General features: G+C 43.6%; 19 protein-coding genes and 1 riboswitch. Of the genes, 15 read left to right on the top strand and 4 right to left on the bottom strand.

Going from position 1 to position 17,985, the window contains the following annotated elements:
* Positions 1-44: 44 nt before the first annotated feature.
* The 8 genes from EV213_RS09405 (at position 45) to EV213_RS09375 (ending at position 7,696) form a co-directional block, all read left to right on the top strand.
* Entirely contained in the window at positions 45-416 is a 372-nt protein-coding gene (locus EV213_RS09405; protein ID WP_424923039.1) for a carboxymuconolactone decarboxylase family protein, read from the top strand.
* Positions 417-614: 198 nt separating this feature from the next.
* The gene (locus EV213_RS21410) at positions 615-773 is read left to right on the top strand and encodes a YuzK family famiily protein (protein ID WP_481725540.1); all 159 of its coding nucleotides are present in this window, start codon (positions 615-617) and stop codon (positions 771-773) included.
* A gap of 595 nt (positions 774-1,368) precedes the next feature.
* On the top strand, positions 1,369-2,151 hold the full coding sequence (gene sufC / locus EV213_RS09400) for a Fe-S cluster assembly ATPase SufC (protein WP_133580267.1): 783 nt from the start codon (positions 1,369-1,371) through the stop codon (positions 2,149-2,151).
* Between the two features lie 18 nt (positions 2,152-2,169).
* Positions 2,170-3,477, top strand: a complete 1,308-nt coding sequence (sufD, locus tag EV213_RS09395) for a Fe-S cluster assembly protein SufD (RefSeq protein ID WP_133580266.1) — start codon at positions 2,170-2,172, stop codon at positions 3,475-3,477.
* Positions 3,477-4,700, top strand: coding sequence for a cysteine desulfurase (locus EV213_RS09390; protein ID WP_133580265.1), 1,224 nt, complete (start codon positions 3,477-3,479; stop codon positions 4,698-4,700). The genes sufD and EV213_RS09390 overlap by 1 nt, the downstream gene beginning before the upstream one ends.
* Positions 4,687-5,124: a Fe-S cluster assembly sulfur transfer protein SufU gene (sufU, locus tag EV213_RS09385; protein ID WP_133580264.1), complete on the top strand. Its 438-nt coding sequence runs from the start codon at positions 4,687-4,689 to the stop codon at positions 5,122-5,124. Before EV213_RS09390 ends, sufU begins: the two co-directional genes overlap by 14 nt.
* 133 nt (positions 5,125-5,257) lie before the next feature.
* Positions 5,258-6,655: a Fe-S cluster assembly protein SufB gene (gene sufB / locus EV213_RS09380; protein WP_133580263.1), complete on the top strand. Its 1,398-nt coding sequence runs from the start codon at positions 5,258-5,260 to the stop codon at positions 6,653-6,655.
* Positions 6,656-7,249: 594 nt separating this feature from the next.
* On the top strand, positions 7,250-7,696 hold the full coding sequence (locus EV213_RS09375) for an NUDIX hydrolase (RefSeq protein ID WP_133580262.1): 447 nt from the start codon (positions 7,250-7,252) through the stop codon (positions 7,694-7,696).
* Between the two features lie 359 nt (positions 7,697-8,055).
* On the opposite strand, the gene EV213_RS09370 is transcribed toward EV213_RS09375, so the two are convergent.
* A complete protein-coding gene (locus tag EV213_RS09370) occupies positions 8,056-8,721 on the bottom strand; it encodes a LysE family translocator (RefSeq protein ID WP_133580261.1) in 666 nt (221 codons plus the stop codon).
* Between the two features lie 339 nt (positions 8,722-9,060).
* A riboswitch (purine riboswitch) is annotated at positions 9,061-9,162 on the top strand.
* Positions 9,163-9,469: 307 nt separating this feature from the next.
* Between EV213_RS09370 and EV213_RS09365 the strand changes: the two genes are divergently transcribed.
* Positions 9,470-10,060: a xanthine phosphoribosyltransferase gene (locus tag EV213_RS09365; RefSeq protein ID WP_133580260.1), complete on the top strand. Its 591-nt coding sequence runs from the start codon at positions 9,470-9,472 to the stop codon at positions 10,058-10,060.
* On the top strand, positions 10,057-11,355 hold the full coding sequence (locus EV213_RS09360; protein ID WP_133580259.1) for a nucleobase:cation symporter-2 family protein: 1,299 nt from the start codon (positions 10,057-10,059) through the stop codon (positions 11,353-11,355). The genes EV213_RS09365 and EV213_RS09360 overlap by 4 nt, the downstream gene beginning before the upstream one ends.
* A gap of 96 nt (positions 11,356-11,451) precedes the next feature.
* On the opposite strand, the gene EV213_RS09355 is transcribed toward EV213_RS09360, so the two are convergent.
* The gene (locus EV213_RS09355; protein ID WP_133580258.1) at positions 11,452-11,739 is read right to left on the bottom strand and encodes a hypothetical protein; all 288 of its coding nucleotides are present in this window, start codon (positions 11,737-11,739) and stop codon (positions 11,452-11,454) included.
* Positions 11,740-11,852: 113 nt separating this feature from the next.
* On the opposite strand from EV213_RS09355, the gene EV213_RS09350 reads away from it, so the two are divergent.
* From EV213_RS09350 to yunB, 4 genes are all read left to right on the top strand, one after another.
* A complete protein-coding gene (locus EV213_RS09350) occupies positions 11,853-12,707 on the top strand; it encodes a DUF72 domain-containing protein (protein ID WP_133580257.1) in 855 nt (284 codons plus the stop codon).
* Between the two features lie 19 nt (positions 12,708-12,726).
* Positions 12,727-14,124, top strand: coding sequence for a bifunctional metallophosphatase/5'-nucleotidase (locus EV213_RS09345; protein WP_133580256.1), 1,398 nt, complete (start codon positions 12,727-12,729; stop codon positions 14,122-14,124).
* 56 nt (positions 14,125-14,180) lie between these two features.
* On the top strand, positions 14,181-14,486 hold the full coding sequence (locus EV213_RS09340; RefSeq protein WP_133580255.1) for a YunC family protein: 306 nt from the start codon (positions 14,181-14,183) through the stop codon (positions 14,484-14,486).
* Between the two features lie 159 nt (positions 14,487-14,645).
* Positions 14,646-15,419 carry a sporulation protein YunB gene (yunB, locus tag EV213_RS09335; protein ID WP_166639231.1) on the top strand — a complete coding sequence of 258 codons (774 nt, stop codon included), beginning with the start codon at positions 14,646-14,648 and terminating at the stop codon, positions 15,417-15,419.
* 121 nt (positions 15,420-15,540) lie between these two features.
* Here yunB and EV213_RS09330 read toward each other — a convergent pair whose 3' ends face one another.
* Both EV213_RS09330 and EV213_RS09325 read right to left on the bottom strand, forming a co-directional pair.
* The gene (locus tag EV213_RS09330) at positions 15,541-16,530 is read right to left on the bottom strand and encodes a M23 family metallopeptidase (RefSeq protein WP_341770331.1); all 990 of its coding nucleotides are present in this window, start codon (positions 16,528-16,530) and stop codon (positions 15,541-15,543) included.
* A gap of 39 nt (positions 16,531-16,569) precedes the next feature.
* Complete coding sequence (locus EV213_RS09325; RefSeq protein ID WP_133580253.1) at positions 16,570-17,202, bottom strand: YhcN/YlaJ family sporulation lipoprotein; 633 nt, start codon at positions 17,200-17,202, stop codon at positions 16,570-16,572.
* Positions 17,203-17,405: 203 nt separating this feature from the next.
* Between EV213_RS09325 and EV213_RS09320 the strand changes: the two genes are divergently transcribed.
* The gene (locus EV213_RS09320) at positions 17,406-17,681 is read left to right on the top strand and encodes a YutD family protein (RefSeq protein WP_133580252.1); all 276 of its coding nucleotides are present in this window, start codon (positions 17,406-17,408) and stop codon (positions 17,679-17,681) included.
* The last annotated feature ends 304 nt before the right edge of the window (positions 17,682-17,985 follow it).

Raw genomic sequence — 17,985 nt, 5'->3', positions numbered from 1 at the left:
CTAGAGAGCAACGTAAAGAAAATGAAATGAAGGAGGAATTGATGTTGGAGCATAATGAAACCACATACTCAGAAGCTGCTTTGCAGGATTATAAGATGGGGATTGGTCGTATGCATGAACGTATGCCAGATCTCATTCATCAGTACAATGCCTTTACAGAGGCGTGCTTTTCAGAGGGAGAATTAACGAAAAAAGAGAAGCAACTCATTGCTTTAGGAATTTCGATCGCCACGCAGGACGAGTATTGCATTATTTATCATACAAAGGGTTGTATTGATCAAAAGGCAAGTGATAAAGAGGTATTAGAGGTCGTTGGAATTGCGGCAGCATTTGCAGGAGGTGCTGCCATGAGCCAGGGGGTTACACTCGTGCAAGAGTGCCTTCAGGATTTAGGCAGTACACAACATCCGCAGTAAAGTAGAAGGATCGGTAGCTATTTTCACAAAAAGAATGTCAGAATGGCTCACAAGCTCACAGAGCATCTTAGAGGTCTTGAAACGGATTGTATGGGATTTTGAGATATATCCGTTACTGTGCTAAAGTTTTTATGTGCCCTATAGCACAGAAAGGGATGACCTTACATTACACCTTTACAATTGACGTACACACAGGAAATGGAACGAGGCCTGATGTCCACGCACGGTTGCTGCTTTGCAGAGTATGGGCGTAAGTTAGACACTTTGCTAGAAGTTGAAAAACGACGTGAGAAAAACTATGCTAAAAGTCAGCAGCTTGCGGAAGAGTGTGAACGTCTCAACGCGATCAAAAGCTAAATAGATGATAGAAACAACACTAAACAGCCAGGACATTTCTGGTTGTTTTTTCTTTGCCGCAGGAGTGTACGTATGTTGACTACGCTGAGGTTTGTTACTGCGTTTTTATTCATGTCACATCATATCATGAGGCCAGCATTAAAAGATGCCACAAGCGAGGCTCCGCAGAGCGCAGTATGCGATCGAGGAGGCGTAGCAGAAGCCAGGCGGCAAAGAAATCACGACGAAGTCTTTTTGAGTCGATGATGCACTTGTACCCTTTAGGGTGAAAGCGAGCGTATGGCAGCTTGTATCAAAAGTAACTACAATATTAGATTGTAGTTCTTTTAAGCTTAATGCGAGCTATCATCCTTGCTTAATCAATCCTAGAAAGGCGATACTACAGGGGTTCGATTTGTGGAATGATCCCTCAGTAACACCAAGCTTTAATAATAGTGAATAGTTCAGTATAATGGAGGGTATGAGTTTACTTGTACATGTTGATGAGACAGGCAGGTTGAAACTAGATTTAAAATGTTATAAAATTAGAATGAGAATAAAATGAGAATAGCTGTCGGTTTTTCGACAGTGAATCAATATAGTGGAGGTATAAAAAATGTCATCAGTATTAAAAATTACCGATCTTCATGTTGAAATTGAAGGCAAGGAAATTTTAAAAGGGGTAAACCTCGAAATTAAATCAGGTGAAATCCATGCAGTCATGGGACCAAACGGGACGGGTAAGTCTACTTTGGCTTCAGCAATCATGGGGCATCCTAAGTATGAAGTGACAAAAGGATCCATCACTATGGATGGTGAGGACGTTCTTGAAATGGAAGTTGACGAACGTGCGAAAGCCGGCCTATTCCTTGGGATGCAATACCCGAGTGAGATTAGTGGGGTTACCACGTCTGACTTCCTTCGTTCTAGCATGAATGCGCATCGTGGAGAAGGAAATGAAGTTCAATTAATGCCTTTTATTAAGCAAATGGACGCGACGATGGACTTTCTTGAAATGGATAAAAACATGGCACAGCGTTATTTAAATGAAGGCTTTTCCGGCGGGGAGAAAAAACGCAATGAAATCCTTCAGCTTATGATGATTGAGCCAGCAATTGGCATTCTTGATGAGATTGACTCTGGTTTAGACATTGATGCATTGAAGGTTGTTTCTAAAGGAATTAACAAAATGAGAGGCGATGCGTTTGGATGCTTAATCATTACGCATTACCAACGCCTATTAAATTATATCGAGCCTGATTTTGTCCACGTGATGATGCAAGGTCGCGTTGTGAAATCTGGTGGCAAAGAGCTCGCGCAAAAATTAGAAGCACAGGGATATGAATGGATTAAGCAAGAGCTTGGCATTGAAGATGAAACGGTTGAACAAAAAGCATAATTGAAAGGAGGAGTCCCCTTGGCTGTGGAAACGAATATTATTTCATTTGATGAAAAAGAGGTACGTACATTTTCAGATCAGCGGGGAGAGCCTGCGTGGTTTTTAGAAGCACGGTTGGCAGCATTGTCTAATCTAAATGCGCTACCGATGCCTTCCCCTGATAAAACGAGCATTAAACGGTGGAATTTTACTGATTTCACCTATGAGTTGCCAGCATCCAATTTATCGTCATTGGATCAGCTTCCAGAGCAATTAAAAACAGTTGTCAATCCTGAGAAACCTGCGGAAAATCTGCTCATTTTGAAGGATCAACATGCTGTATATCAATCACTCTCTAAAGACTTAGCTGACAAGGGTGTTGTGTTTACGGACTTAAACACGGCATTGAAGGAACATAGTGACCTCGTCAAATCGTATTATTTAAACGAAGCTGTTAAAGCAGATGAGCACCGTCTTACGGCATTGCATGCGGCTTTTGTAAATGGAGGAGCCTTCCTCTATGTGCCAAAAAATGTTGTCATTGAGGAGCCTCTACAAGCTGTCTACTGGAACGAAGCAGAAGGTGCTGGGTTCTTCAATCACGTCCTCATTGTGGCAGAAGAAAATGCTGCTGTTACCTATGTTGAGAGCAATATGTCGACAGGAAATGAGCATGCGGTGGGCAACATTGTAGCTGAAGTCATTGCTAAAAATAACGCTCAGGTGAAGTTTGGCGCGGTTGATCTTCTAGCAAGCTCAATGACGTCTTATATTAATCGTCGTGGCATTGCGCACCGTGATGCACGCATTGATTGGGCCCTTGGTCAAATGAATGAAGGAGACACAATCTCTGACAACCTTACGCTTCTTATGGGTGATAATTCATATGGAGACACCAAATCTGTTTCTGTTGGGAGAGGCGAGCAAAAGCAAAACTTCTCAACCAACATTACACATTATGGTAAAGCGTCAGAAGGGTATATCCTTCAGCATGGCGTGATGAAAGATAGTGCGAGCTCTATCTTTAATGGCATCGGGAAGATTGAACACGGAGCAGTCAAAGCAAATGCTGAGCAGACGTCACGTGTACTCATGCTAAACGATCGTGCACGCGGAGATGCGAACCCGATCCTTCTTATTGAAGAAGATGATGTAACAGCTGGACATGCAGCTTCTGTTGGACGTGTAGATCCATCTCAGCTTTTTTATCTTATGAGTCGAGGGATTTCTCGAACGGAGGCTGAACGCCTTGTTATTCGTGGGTTCCTTGCCCCTGTTTTAAAGGAGCTTCCAATCGAAGCTGTGCAAAAACAATTGGCTGCCGTAATTGAGAGGAAGCTATCCTAATGGTGGATGCTACTCTTAAAAAGCAGTTCCCTTTATTGGACCAGAACGTGAACGGTCATCCGCTCGTTTATTTGGACAGTGCGGCAACATCGCAAAAGCCGTTTCAAGTCATCGAAGCGGTTGAACGGTATTATAAAACGTGTAATTCGAATGTCCATCGAGGCGTCCATACGCTTGGTACACAAGCAACGGATGCTTACGAAGGCGCGCGAGAAAAGGTTCGAGCGTTTATCAACGCCTCGTCTCTAGAAGAAATCATTTTCACCCGTGGCACAACGACAGCCATTAACACAGTGGCAACGAGTTATGCGAGGGCGAATCTGACTGAGGGTGACGAGATCGTGATTACGCCAATGGAGCACCACAGTAACCTCATCCCTTGGCAGCAAGTCGCTAAGCAGACAGGAGCGACGTTATCGTATATTCCGCTTGAGGACGATGGATCCATCTCGCTGGCGGCTGTTGAGAAGACGATTACAGAGAAGACTAAAATTGTATCTGTCGTTCACGTGTCGAATGTGTTCGGCGTAATCAACCCAGTGAAAGAAATTGCGGAGGTTGCACACCGACATGGAGCGGTGATGATGGTCGATGGCGCCCAAAGCACGCCGCACATGAAGGTTGACGTACAAGAGCTTGACTGTGACTTCTTTGCATTCTCTGGTCACAAAATGTGTGCACCAACTGGTATTGGTGTGCTCTATGGCAAGAAAGAGTTATTAGAAAACATGGAGCCTGCTGAGTTTGGTGGCGAAATGATCGACTTCGTTGATCTCTATGAATCAACGTGGAAGGAGCTCCCTTGGAAGTTTGAAGGGGGAACTCCCATCATTGCAGGTGCCATCGGCTTAGGTGCAGCCATTGACTTTTTAAATGATATTGGCATGGATGCGATTCTTGCGCATGAACATGACTTGGCGTTATATGCGATGGATCAGCTTCAGCAATTTGGTGGCTTAACACTGTATGGACCAGAGCATCGTGCAGGTGTGGTGACATTTAATCTTGACAATGTTCACCCTCACGATGTGGCCACTATTCTCGATATGAATGGCATTGCTGTTCGAGCAGGTCATCATTGCGCACAACCATTGATGAAATGGTTGAATGTGACCGCAACCGCGCGGGCAAGCTTTTACTTGTATAACACGAAAAATGACGTCGATTCTCTTGTGAAGGGTCTGCGACAGGCGAAGGAGTATTTTGGCGATGTCCTTTCCTAATCTCGATGCATTGTATCGGACTGTGATTATGGATCATTACAAAAATCCGCGCAATAAAGGCATTCTTGAAGATAGCTCAGTGACCATTCATATGAATAATCCGACCTGTGGAGATCGTATTCAATTGCAGCTGACCATAAAAGATGGCAAGGTAAGCGATGCTCGATTTGATGGGGAAGGTTGCTCGATTTCACTTTCCTCAGCTTCAATGATGACACAGTCGATTAAAGGCAAAGACCTCAAAGAAGCACTCGAGATGTCGGAAACCTTTTCTGAAATGGTTCAAGGCAAGGAATACAGCACGGAGCATGATTTGGGAGATATTGAAGCCCTTCAAGGTGTTGCAAAATTTCCTGCACGAATCAAATGCGCGACACTGGCATGGAAGGCCCTTGAAAAAGGTATCGAAGAGAATCAGAAGTAATGCTGTGATTGTGGAGAGATGTCGATGACCCTCTCCCTTTTCAAAGCAACGCGACTTTGATACACTTTACTAACAAGGTCCGCATGCTGTTTACACAAAGCCTGCCGAAAATAAGGCATAGGAGGGAAAACGCATGGCGAAGAAAATGCCTGAGATTGGCGATTACAAATACGGATTCCATGACAAGGACGTATCGATTTTCCGTTCAAAGCGTGGCTTGACGAAAGAAATTGTTGAAGAAATTTCGAAGATAAAAGAAGAACCTCAATGGATGCTTGATTTCCGTTTAAAATCTCTTGAGATGTTTTATAAAATGCCGATGCCTCAATGGGGCGGCGACTTAGGTGAGTTGAATTTTGATGAAATCACTTATTACGTCAAACCATCAGAGCGTTCAGAGCGTTCTTGGGATGAGGTTCCAGAAGAAATCAAACGTACGTTTGACAAACTAGGAATTCCAGAGGCAGAGCAAAAATATCTTGCTGGGGTATCGGCTCAGTACGAATCTGAAGTTGTGTACCACAACATGCAAGAAGACCTTAAAGACATGGGCATCGTTTTCAAAGACACAGACTCAGCGCTGAAAGAAAATGAAGACTTGTTCCGTGAGTATTTTGGAACGGTTATCCCGCCTTCAGACAACAAATTTTCTGCTTTGAACTCAGCGGTATGGTCTGGCGGCTCGTTCATCTACGTGCCAAAAGGCATTAAATGTGACACACCGTTGCAAGCCTACTTCAGAATTAACTCTGAAAACATGGGGCAGTTTGAGCGTACGTTAATTATTGCAGATGAGGATTCTTCAGTGCATTATGTTGAGGGGTGTACCGCACCTGTGTATACAACGAACTCATTGCACTCAGCGGTTGTTGAGATCATCGTTAAGAAAAATGCCTATTGCCGTTACACAACGATCCAAAACTGGGCCAACAACGTCTTCAACCTCGTAACAAAACGTACGGTGGTCGACGAAAACGGCACAATGGAATGGATTGACGGCAACATTGGATCGAAGTTAACGATGAAATACCCAGCATGTATCCTGCGTGGCCGTGGAGCTAGAGGTTTGACGCTATCGATTGCAATTGCGGGCAAAGGGCAGCATCAAGATGCTGGCGCGAAAATGACGCATATCGCACCTGATACGTCATCTACGATCGTCTCCAAATCCATTTCGAAGCATGGCGGTAAAGTAACGTACCGTGGGATTGTTCACTTTGGTCGTAAAGCTGATGGAGCACGCTCCAACATCGAGTGTGATACGCTCATCATGGATAACGAATCCACATCAGATACGATTCCTTACAACGAAATTATGAACGAAAACATTTCTCTTGAGCACGAGGCTAAAGTCTCTAAAGTGTCCGAAGAGCAGTTGTTCTACCTCATGAGCCGTGGCATTTCAGAGCAAGAAGCGACTGAAATGATCGTCATGGGCTTCATCGAACCATTCACACGCGAGCTCCCAATGGAGTATGCCGTGGAAATGAACCGTCTCATTAAGTTCGAGATGGAAGGGTCGATCGGTTAATAAGCTTGACCCCTTTATTCATAGGGGGTTTCGGTTAGAATTAAATACGAGGATTATGAAGTGTGCCAATTTCGTGCCACTTCAAATGATCTTTTAGTGTAGGAGGCGAACTTAACTAGTTCGCCTTTTTTTGTATAGTGTCATAACTTGCATATTCAAGTGAAGAAGCATGAAGATAAGGACTTTACTTCAAGAAACTGTAGGGTTGAAAGTCCATTATTGAGAAAAAGTGAGAATTAGCAATGGTAAAATTGACTTGCTGTGATCAGTCAAGGACGTGACTTTGGCTTACAAACAGCTGATTGAAGTGGGAGATTCTTTTCGGAGCAAAATCGTTATATGGTTTCAAATATAAGGCAGAGAATGTTTTATATTTGATTCGGTAAACTTTCAACATCATACTCTTCATTAAAATACCTGCGACTCTAACGATTAAGTAGTCCGGAGTTAATTGTTGCCTTAATGTAGTTTATAATGATAAATGTATGAAAAAAATAAATATTACAATTTCAAAAACAAATTCACTCTAGATGCTTCTAATAGTGAACACAAAATTCTTTTTGCTTCATTTAGAGTCGATTGAGGAGAAGTTAAATGTCTGATTCGATACAAATAAGAGTGACTGGGATATTGATAGAAGTAGACAAAATAGTATTGGTAAAACAAACAGTGTCCCCCTCAAGAAATTGGTCCTTACCTGGAGGTAGACTTGAACAAGGAGAATCCTTAGAAACTGCTTTAATTAGAGAGTTTTTGGAGGAAACTGGATTATCGATTGAAGTAATCAAGCTTTTGTATGTGTGTGAAGTACCTACTAATGTACCGGCTGTTATCCACGTCTCTTTTTTAGTTAAAAGAATTAGTGGTGAGATTAAGTTACCAACAAATGAATTTGATGAGAACCCAATTAGTGATGTTCAAATGGTTTCTATTAACCACCTTGAAAGGTATGGTTTTTCTGAGAAATTCATTGATATGGTCAATCAAAATTTCCCTAATAGTGGATCATATATGGGGTTAAAGAAAAATATAGGACTATAACATGGACCAAACCTAATAAGTAGTGCTTGACAGTCAGGCCGACAGTCGATTACGGTTACATTCCAAAAGAATGCCAGTTTTTTAGCGACCATAGTGTTTAGTTTAGTGAAGTAGTGCCTGTGTTGGTAAGCTAAGCCGGACCTAAACGGTCGCATTTATCCAACGGCATTGATTGTCGTTGGAAAACACTCGCGAATCCAGCAGTGGCAGGCTTGTGCCAAAACCATCTCCTGGCAACAGATCCACAATCGTTTCTCCTCTGAGATTGTGATTGCCAGTGTTGTATCGTAAAAGCGAGTGTATGACAGCTAGTAAAAAAAGCAACCCCAACAATGGATTGCCCTTTTACCACGCAATAACTAAGCGGTTCTCCCAAATCTAAAGTGTGAGAGTTGTGTTAATACATGATGAATTTCTTCAGATATTAAGCGTACACCATAGATAACAAAAACAAGTCCGAATAAGAGATCGAGATACAGTTGAAACTTGAGGAACAATCTTTTAATAAAACTGAGGCCAACTACGCAAATTGCAAAAACATACCATGAACTATTCGCGATTAATATGACTGCCGCAATGAAGAATGGTTGGCTCGCAATTTGTTCAGGTGAAACAAATTGAGGAAATACACTTAGAAAGAATATACTTACTTTGGGGTTTAGGAAATTGCTTAAAAATCCCATTCTGCAAGCATGTAAATTTCCGATTTTATAGCTTTTAGGTTTTAGTATGCCCTTCTTATTTTTGAAAGAAGAGTAACTACTTTTTAATTTAGTAATGCCAATGTAAATTAAGTATAGAGCACCTAATGTCTTAATTATGGTAAATAGAATGACCGATTGTTGTAATATTATCGATAAACCTAACAAGGCGAATGTTAAATGCATTGTAAAACTCACTCTGTTACCGAGTAATGTTAAGAACCCAATTTTCTTTCCGTGCGAGAGTGTGTTGCTAGTTAGGAGGAAAAAGTCTGGGCCTGGTGAAATTGCGAGTACTAAACCGACAAAAAATATCTCTATCATGTATGACGCCACCCCGAGTTGCTCATTTTTTAAGTGATTAATTCTACAAATACTCGTCGTATTCACTTGAATTTCGTATCGAGATACTATTTTTCATCGCTTCTTTGAAGTAGCGCGGCAAAATAAGCTCCTATTCCCCCTCCTATGACCGCAATCATCACAAGTATTATTATCTTTCTAGCATTAATCTTACTTTTTGTCAAAACTACGATCGTACCGCAGGACCACTAAGACTCCGATAATAAATTGTTTATTACGCCTCTTACAAGCGTACAAAAGGAGAATCAAAAAAAATCTTGTCAAACCCTAATAACATGGTACAATATGACTTATCTTTTATAAAACGTAATACCTATCACTCGTATAATTTTAGGAATATGGCCTAAACGTTTCTACCAGGATACCGTAAATACCCTGACTATGAGTGAGCAATGGTTGCCAGAGTCGGTTTATTTGTGTGATTCTATTTTTGATCGCCTATTCAAAACCAAAGGCCCTTGCTCATCTCATACGGATGAGTATGGAGATCTTTGGTTTTTTTATGTTGTGTATTGCTATGGCGTGTCTTAAAACTCGCTAAGAGGCATCTGTCACCGCCTTTTCGTCCCCTGCTGCGTTCCATTTCCTTGACGTACGTCCGGTACGCCTGCGAAAAAGCGCCTTGCTTGAAACGAAAATTTGGCAACATCTGATCCCTTCAGAGTTCTCAGACACGCCCTAGATAAAATGAATTGGATGAGGTGACCCCATGGAGCTGTTGCAGAAAAAGATTGTTGAGGAAGGAATAGCGCTTTCTGAGACGGTGCTTAAGGTCGATCGGTTTCTAAACCATCAGATTGATCCCCAGCTGATGAGTGAAATCGGGAAAGAATTTGCGACCCGCTATCAGGATGAGAAGGTCACAAAAATTGTTACTCTTGAATCGTCTGGCATTGCACCGGCGGTAATGACAGGGCTTGTGATGGGTGTGCCTGTGGTGTTTGCACGTAAGAAGAAATCCTTAACGCTGACAGAAGGATTGATCACGTCATCGGTTTACTCGTATACAAAACAGGAAACGACGGACATTTCGATGTCTAACAAATTTGTCGATCAAACAGACCGTGTGTTGGTCATTGACGATTTTCTCGCAAATGGACAAGCTGCGTTGGCTCTTATTGACCTCATCGATAAAGCAGGAGCAGAAGTGGCTGGCATTGGCATCGTCATTGAAAAGGCATTTCAGGACGGTGGCATGCTCTTGCGAGAAAAAGGGTATCGCGTTGATTCACTTGCAAGAATTGCCTCATTAAACAATCAAACCATTCAATTTGCAACGGAAGAGGAGACCATCCGATGAACCTGACAAAAGGAAAAATCGCTTCATTAGGCATTCAGCATGTATTGGCGATGTATGCAGGTGCTGTCATCGTGCCACTCATTGTTGGTGCAGGCATCGGGCTCACAACCGAACAGCTAACGTACTTGATCTCCATTGATATTCTGATGTGTGGTGTTGCCAGTATTCTTCAAGTGTGGAAAAACAGATTCACGGGCATAGGGTTACCGGTCGTCCTTGGCTGTACCTTTACTGCGGTTGGCCCCATTATTGCGATTGGGAATGAATATGGCATTACTTCAGTGTATGGAGCAATCATTGTCTCAGGACTTGTGGTTGTGTTGATTGCGAAGTATTTCAGTAAGCTGATTCGCTTCTTTCCCCCCGTCGTAACAGGCAGTGTTGTCACAGTGATTGGGATTACGCTCATTCCTGTCGCTATGAATGATTTGGCTGGCGGACAGGGGAGTGCGGATTTTGGAAGCCTCACGAACCTAGTGTTAGGCTTTGGGACATTGCTCATCATTCTGGTGATCTTTCGTTTTGCCAAAGGGTTTATGCAGTCTATTGCGATTCTCATCGGTATATTAGCCGGAACCATTATTGCATCCTTCTTCGGCATGGTTGACTTATCTGCTGTTGCTGGAAGCTCATGGCTTCACTTGCCTACGCCATTCCATTTCGGAACACCAGAATTCCATCTCATCCCGATTCTTACGATGATTTTAGTGGCAATTGTAAGTTTGGTTGAATCGACAGGAGTGTATTTTGCGCTTGGAGACATTTGTGAGAAGAAGATTGATGAGAAGGATCTGGAAAAAGGCTACCGTGCCGAAGGTCTTGCCATTTTCCTTGGAGGTATTTTCAACGCCTTTCCTTATACGACGTTCTCACAAAACGTAGGGTTGATTCAGCTGTCAGGAATCCGTACGAACAATGTCATTTATACAGCGGGAGGTATGCTCATCCTGCTTGGGCTTGTTCCTAAAATCGGTGCGCTCACGCTTGCCATTCCAAAGCCGGTACTTGGCGGGGCCATGATCGCTATGTTTGGCATGGTCATAGCTTATGGAATTAAAATGCTAAGTCGCGTGGATTTTAATCTTCAGCAAAACTTGTTGATAGTGGCTTGCTCTGTTGGGATGGGTCTCGGTGTAACCGTTGTTCCAGAGGTGTTCGCAGGATTTGATGAAAGTGTGCAAATTCTAACGGATAGTGGCATTGTGCTAGGAAGCTTGACCGCCATTTTTCTAAACATCGTCTTTAATTTTAGAAAGACAAGCTCGTCATCTATGGCACATAAAAAGTCAGCGTAGGTTTTTTGTGCAAAAGGCTCTCTGTCGTGAATCGTTTAAATAGGAAGAAGGGGCTGTCCAAAATGTCATTCGCGTGACATAGGGACGCCCCTTCTTTTAAATGTGTTCATCAGGTTTTATTACCACGACTTTGTACGTCCACCCGCTTTGTTCGAAAAAGCCCTTTAGGAGCAGTTGACCAATTGGGGTTAACAGATCGCTCTTGTTGAACATCTCGGCATTTTTTCGCACACCCCGAGCATTTCCCACGACTTCTTCTTTCATGTATTCAAGCAGTATAGCCCCGTCAAATTGCTCCATCACCCACGATTCGATCTGACTCATGTGGGCATCCAAAGAGTCTGTTTTAAAATGAAATGTTGTATCTGTTTGGCTCGAATTCATGCATCATCCTCCTAAAACAGTAAGGGTAGGGAAAGATTTAACAAGCAGACATTATTCGGATGGCTACGAATTTTGGTACAATAAGCATAGCATACAACGAAAGGATCGAAAGCATGATCTATGTAGGAGTCACAGGCTGGGGCGACCATGATGCCTTATACGAGAAAACACCGGCGAGTGAGAAGCTTGAGGCTTACAGCAGTCATTTCCCGGTCGTTGAGGTGGATAGCTCGTTTTATGCCATCCAGCCCCAAAAAAATTATCTTCGTTGGCTTGAACAGACACCAGAAACGTTTCGGTTTATCGTAAAGCTGTTTCAGCAAATGACTGGTCATATTCGCGGGGAAGGACCGTTTCAATCAATCGATGAGCTGTACGACGCATACGTGCATTCAATTGAACCGATGAGATCATCTGGACGCCTTGGCGCTCTGCTTTGTCAGTTTCCACCTTGGTTCAATTGTACGTCAACGAATGTGGCCATTTTGAAAGATATGAAAATGCGTTTAGAAGGGTTTCCGCTCGCATTGGAGTTTCGCCATACATCATGGTTTCAAGAGGGTATGCGAGAAAAAACGCTCCAATTCATGACTAAAGAAGGTTGGATGAACAGTGTTTGTGATGAACCACAAGCAGGTGATGGGTCTATTCCTCCCGTACCCGTCACGACGTCAAAAGAAGCGAACGTACTTCGATTTCATGGGCGAAATGTGGAAGGGTGGCGTAGACAAGGACGGAGTCGTGAGGAATGGCGGAAAGTTCGCTGCCTATATCGCTACACGCCACAGGAACTGAAGGAATGGGTTCCTATCGTTCAGCGAATGGCGGAGGAATCCAACGACGTATACGTGCTTTTTAATAATAATTCAGCTGGGGACGCCGTGCCGAATGCGAAGCAATTTATTGAGATGCTTGGTCTTGATCAAAGTGCATTGCTAGCCCCGAAACAGCTTACACTATTTGATTGAATGAAAGGGGGCGTAATGCATGAGAGAAGTCATTCAAATCATTCATACGAACGATTTCCATAGTCATTTTGAGAATTTCTCTCAAAATGCAGAAACGATTAGGCGCCTCAGAACGGATATCGATGATTTGGGTCAAGAGCACATCACCATTGATTTAGGAGATCATATGGACCGATCACATCTTATTTCTGAAGCGTCCAATGGAAAGATGAATGTTCGGCTGATGAACAAACTCCATTATCAATACGCAACGCTAGGCAATAATGAAGGAATTACGTTGGAAAAAGAGCAGCTTGATGAACTTTATGAGGAAGCTGATTTTCCGCTGATTGTGGCCAACCTTTATGAGACTCTGTCGAAACGAAGACCAGACTGGTGCAAACCTTACGTCATTCATACGACAAAACAAGGGACAAAAATGGCACTCATTGGTCTAACAGCACCATTCAATCATTTTTATACGCTTCTTGGCTGGACTGTTCAATCACCTGAGGACGTATTGGCTGAAATCATTGCAGAAGTAGAGCCTCGTGTTCATGCGATTGTTCTTCTATCGCACCTTGGGTACCCAGCAGATGTGGCGCTTGCACAAGCATTTCCAGAGCTTAATGTTATCCTTGGTGCCCATACGCATCACGTGCTGCCAGATGGCGAAACACATGCTCATTGCAAGATCGCACAAGGGGGACGTTTCGGCGAATATGTCGGGCAGACCACGTTGTGTTTCGATCAACATGCACTGGTTGATTCGACTATGACGCTTCACAAGAGCGACAGAGGAGAAGGCTCAGCAGCAATGAGCGAAATGCTTGATGCTCTTTCTGCTCAAGCAAAGGAAGACATGCAAATACCGATTGCGTCACGTGCGGTCCCTCTCATTCACGATTGGTTTAAAGAAACCAATTTCTCAAAGCTGCTGGCCAAAACCTTACGTTCCTGGTGCGATGCAGATATCGGAATGGTGAACGCGGGGTTGTTGCTTGCAGACTTGCCGAAGGGCTCTGTCACGCAAATGGACATTCACACCGCTTGTCCACATCCAATTAACCCATGTGCGCTCACGATCAACGGTCAGCTTCTTCAGGAAATTGTGCGTGATGCGGCAACGAACGAAAAAATTCAAATGCCTATTAAAGGGCTCGGTTTCCGAGGCAAACAAATGGGCGTCATGGTCTACGATGGGCTTGAATTCCAGATTGATCGCCATAAAGATGGCTCAACAAGTATTGCATCGATTACCATTCATGGGGCGCCGATTGACCTTGATCGTGACTATCGCGTTGGTACAATTGATATGTTTACGTTCGGTCATCTCTATCCATCAATTGTCAGGCTTCCAAATAAGGAGTATTACGTTCCAGAAATGATGCGTGATTTGCTCGCATGGGCCATTTCAAACCCTGACGAACCGCAGTAAACGGGCACACTTCTGTTCCCTTCCCTTCATAAACTACTGTGAAAGGAGGGGACGACATGGTTACTTTGACTCCTATCCAAGTTGAGGGGAAGTCTTTTACTGCTGTTGTTGTTAAGCTACCAAAAACAAATTTTATGGCCGTTACCGGAGATCTTGGTTATGTCATGTGTGGTGCTCTGGATGTTGCCCTACTTAACGAGAAACTTGCCGAGCGTCGCATTTTGGCTGGACGGGCTGTAGGCGTTCGAACCATAGATGATCTTTTAAACGCCCCGTTAGAATCCGTCACAAATGCAGCTATCGAAAAGGGTGCAAAAGTTGGAATGTCCGTTCGCCAGGCACTTCTTTTGATGAACGCTTAGGAGGCGTAGGGCAAAACAACGGTCTTAGCGAGCGTTTGTCACTCAAACAGTTCAGGCTGAAGAGTCCATAAGGGCTCTTTTTTTCATGCCTGAATCAAACTTGTCCACTTCTAAATGCCTGGACTCTCATCATATAGTGAGACGATAGGAGGGACAGCCATGACAAAAAGGAAACGTCCCATACGATTGCGCACATCCATCATGATAAGCGTTGTCGTGTTCATCATATTAGTGATACAGGGACTTTGGCTCGTCAATAAAGGCATTGAACCGACACTCATGGACCTTGCCAAAATAAAAACAGATCAATTTGCCGTGCATGCCATTAATGATGCCATTGAGAAGGAGGTCGTCGGTGGGGTTGATATCCGCGAACTCATTGTTTTGCATGACAGACCGTCGGACAAAGTAAGCTACAGCTTTAATCCACAAGTGTACAATCAACTGCTTTCCTCATCTATACAATATGTAGAGGCTTACATTAAGAACGTTGAACAAGGAACCATTGACGATATGACAAGCTTTGATGCCCCTGCTGGCATGGAGATTACTTGGACTCAGGACGATGAAGGCGTCGTGTATTGGATTCCAATCGGTGTATCAACGCAAAACGCCTTGCTCGCTAACCTAGGACCAAAAATCCCTGTCCGTTTTAGCTTAATTGGAGACGTTCAAGCGGAGATTGATACAAAAATCTCAAAGGTGGGCATTAACAATTCCTATCTTGAGCTTTATGTCAATATGACGGTTCGTTTAAATGTCATTATTCCATCAACCGAAACAGAAACGGTCATAACGAATGCCATTAAAATAGGGGATCTCTTTATTGAAGGCGATGTGCCACAATTTTATCAGTCTGGTGGAGGTAAGGCGACACCAGTCATCCCTTTTCCAACGAATAAAGAAGACGAAAAAGAGGAGACGGGCACGTAATAAGCAAGCTGATCAAATGAAAATCTCTTATTGCGCGCAAAAGTGCTCGCCTCGGCACCAATTGATTATAAGACATCTACGCTTTAGAAAAACAAGAGCAAGAAAAATGAGTACTATGCTCTCATTTTCTCTTTGCTCTTGTTTGTCGTTCCCACACACGTAGGGAAGGGAAAGGGTCAAATGAGAACTCGGTGAACCCATTGTCCTTGTACATGCCATAATGGAGATGTGGGGGGAATTTACCTTGGGTACCAGGCGGTCCATACCCAGAACTTCCTACCGAACCAATTTGTTGTCCAGGGGTGACAATTGTTCCTATGTCGATGTCTTCAGAGAAACCTTGGAGGTGCGCAAAGTAATGGTATACATTGTTTGCATCTCGGATTCCTAAACGCCATCCACCATAGCGGTTCCACCCTTTCATTTCGACGACACCGTATGTTGTGGCCATCACCGGTGTTCCATAACTAGCAAACAGGTCAGTGCCTTCGTGAATACGTAAACCACCGAAGCCTCGTTTGGCGCCCCATGTGCTACGGTATGAATAATGAGAAGAAAGGGGGAGTGGGAAGTGTCGTTCAATCAATTGATGTGTGCCCATTTTTTGATAAATCATTGACATTGCATGGATGGACCGAACGGATTGGTCACGCTGGTATCTTCGCCAAAGCGCTTCTTTAATATGAGATGCGGAATATCCAAATGGGACAATTTGTTTGCTTAGTGTATAAAGGACATCTTCGGGGTCTTCACGGTCAGCTTTTCCATCGTTGTCACCATCTTGACCGACCCCTTCAAATAATTCAATACGCCATGGCACTGTATCTGCTTGTTGATTATTGGCGTACCCACTCCATTCGGCATCAGTAAAGTAGACGCCAATTCTCTCTGCCTTCGGTAAATCCTTCCGCACTGCTCGTACATTCCGCTCATATTGATCCATTGCTGCCCATGCATGCCACGGAATATGAGTTAACGCCTCCATTTTATCGTACAACGCCCGTTCATCATCCACCGTCCATTCCGCGGCAGAAGTGATAGGGGTGTAAGCAAGTATTCCTAGACATAATGTGCTCACTAGCAATACGATTCTTCGTCCCATTGACCCCATCGTCGATCCCTCCTTTCTGAACGTACTCTTTTTCTTCCTTTACTTAGAAGAAGACCAATCCATTTCTCCATCCATCTCGCCATTCTCATTTTCGCTATCGCTTACTCGTTCCCCTTGAGGGTAGTTTGCGATCATCGTCTGAATCATGTTCGTCACTTCATTCCGCGTTTTTTCTTTTCTAGCAGGTAGTTCGCCAAGACGCTCAATCTCAGTTAACAAATCAGCATCATCAGCAACATACACATGAAACCAGCGTGGAATGACAGAAAGCGCAGATTTTTTCACTTGATCCGCAATGTCCTCTTTGTTCCCAGCACTACGATCATAAGCAATCAGTACCTCTTTATCCGTCACTAAAGTAGCGGACTCGTCCACACCTTTTATCGTTGTTACCAACCCACTGATGATGGCGGCCAAGTCTTTTTTGTTGATGCTTGGTATTGTCATTTTGTTATTAGGGATGTCCTGTTGGCGAACACGCACAGCGCCAAGACCATTATTGACCTTCTCCATGCCATGAGCGCTTGTATTGTATATGTTGTGCTCAACCTCTTGATTTGGTAGCGGTGCAGCATCATGAGAATCTCTTGAGTAGAGAGCATTTTCCTGACCAATGTTTTGGCATCCAGCAAGAATGATTGTGAGATAAGCAAGACCTAAAAAACGTTTCATTTTGAAAAACCTCCTTTTGCATAGCTTGCCTAAGAGTAGAAAACAATTAACAAGCAATTTATGGCTTTTCGTAATGCTTGTGTTCGGCAAAGAAGAAACGACACGTAAAAAGCACAAACGCCTAACACATACGAATTCTAGATCCTAGCCCTTCCTTATGAAGAAAATGTGGTAAAATGATGGGGAGAAAAGGATGTGAGCGATTGATCCAGATCCAAGGAAATCAATATGAAATCATAGAAAACTTCAGAGAAGCGTTTAAAGAAGACGTTTTTAAAGAAAGATATAGCGATATCTTGAACAAATACGATTACATCGTAGGCGATTGGGGATACAACCAGTTAAGACTAAGAGGCTTTTACGACGACGACCAAAACAAAGCCCCCTTCGACAAAAAAATAAGCACCCTACAAGATTACCTATACGAGTACTGCAACTTCGGCTGCCCCTATTTTGTGTTGGGGAGAAGAAAAGCGTAGGCGAGCATGCTTTGAAGCGCAGAGTAGAACATCACGGGGCGAAGAAATGGTTCTTCACATTTCTCTCGAACCGGGATTTCTACCTCGCAGCTTCAGCGAGCCGAAGCTAGCCAAAGAAAAGCGTAGCGCCGTTGTACAGAAGCGCAGGTCAGAACATCATTGGGCAGTGAAATGGTTCTCCACATTTCCCTAGCCCGAGGATTTCTGCGCCGCAGCTTCTACGGCGCGGAGCTAGCCAAGAAAAGCGTAGCGCCGTTGTACAGAAGCGCAGGTCAGAACATCATTGGGCAGTGAAATGGTTCTC

The organism is Aureibacillus halotolerans (assembly GCF_004363045.1).
GTDB classification, from domain to species: Bacteria; Bacillota; Bacilli; order Bacillales; family DSM-28697; genus Aureibacillus; species Aureibacillus halotolerans.
Note: the sequence above shows the minus strand (reverse complement) of the source record. Positions and strands in the feature narration are given on the sequence as shown.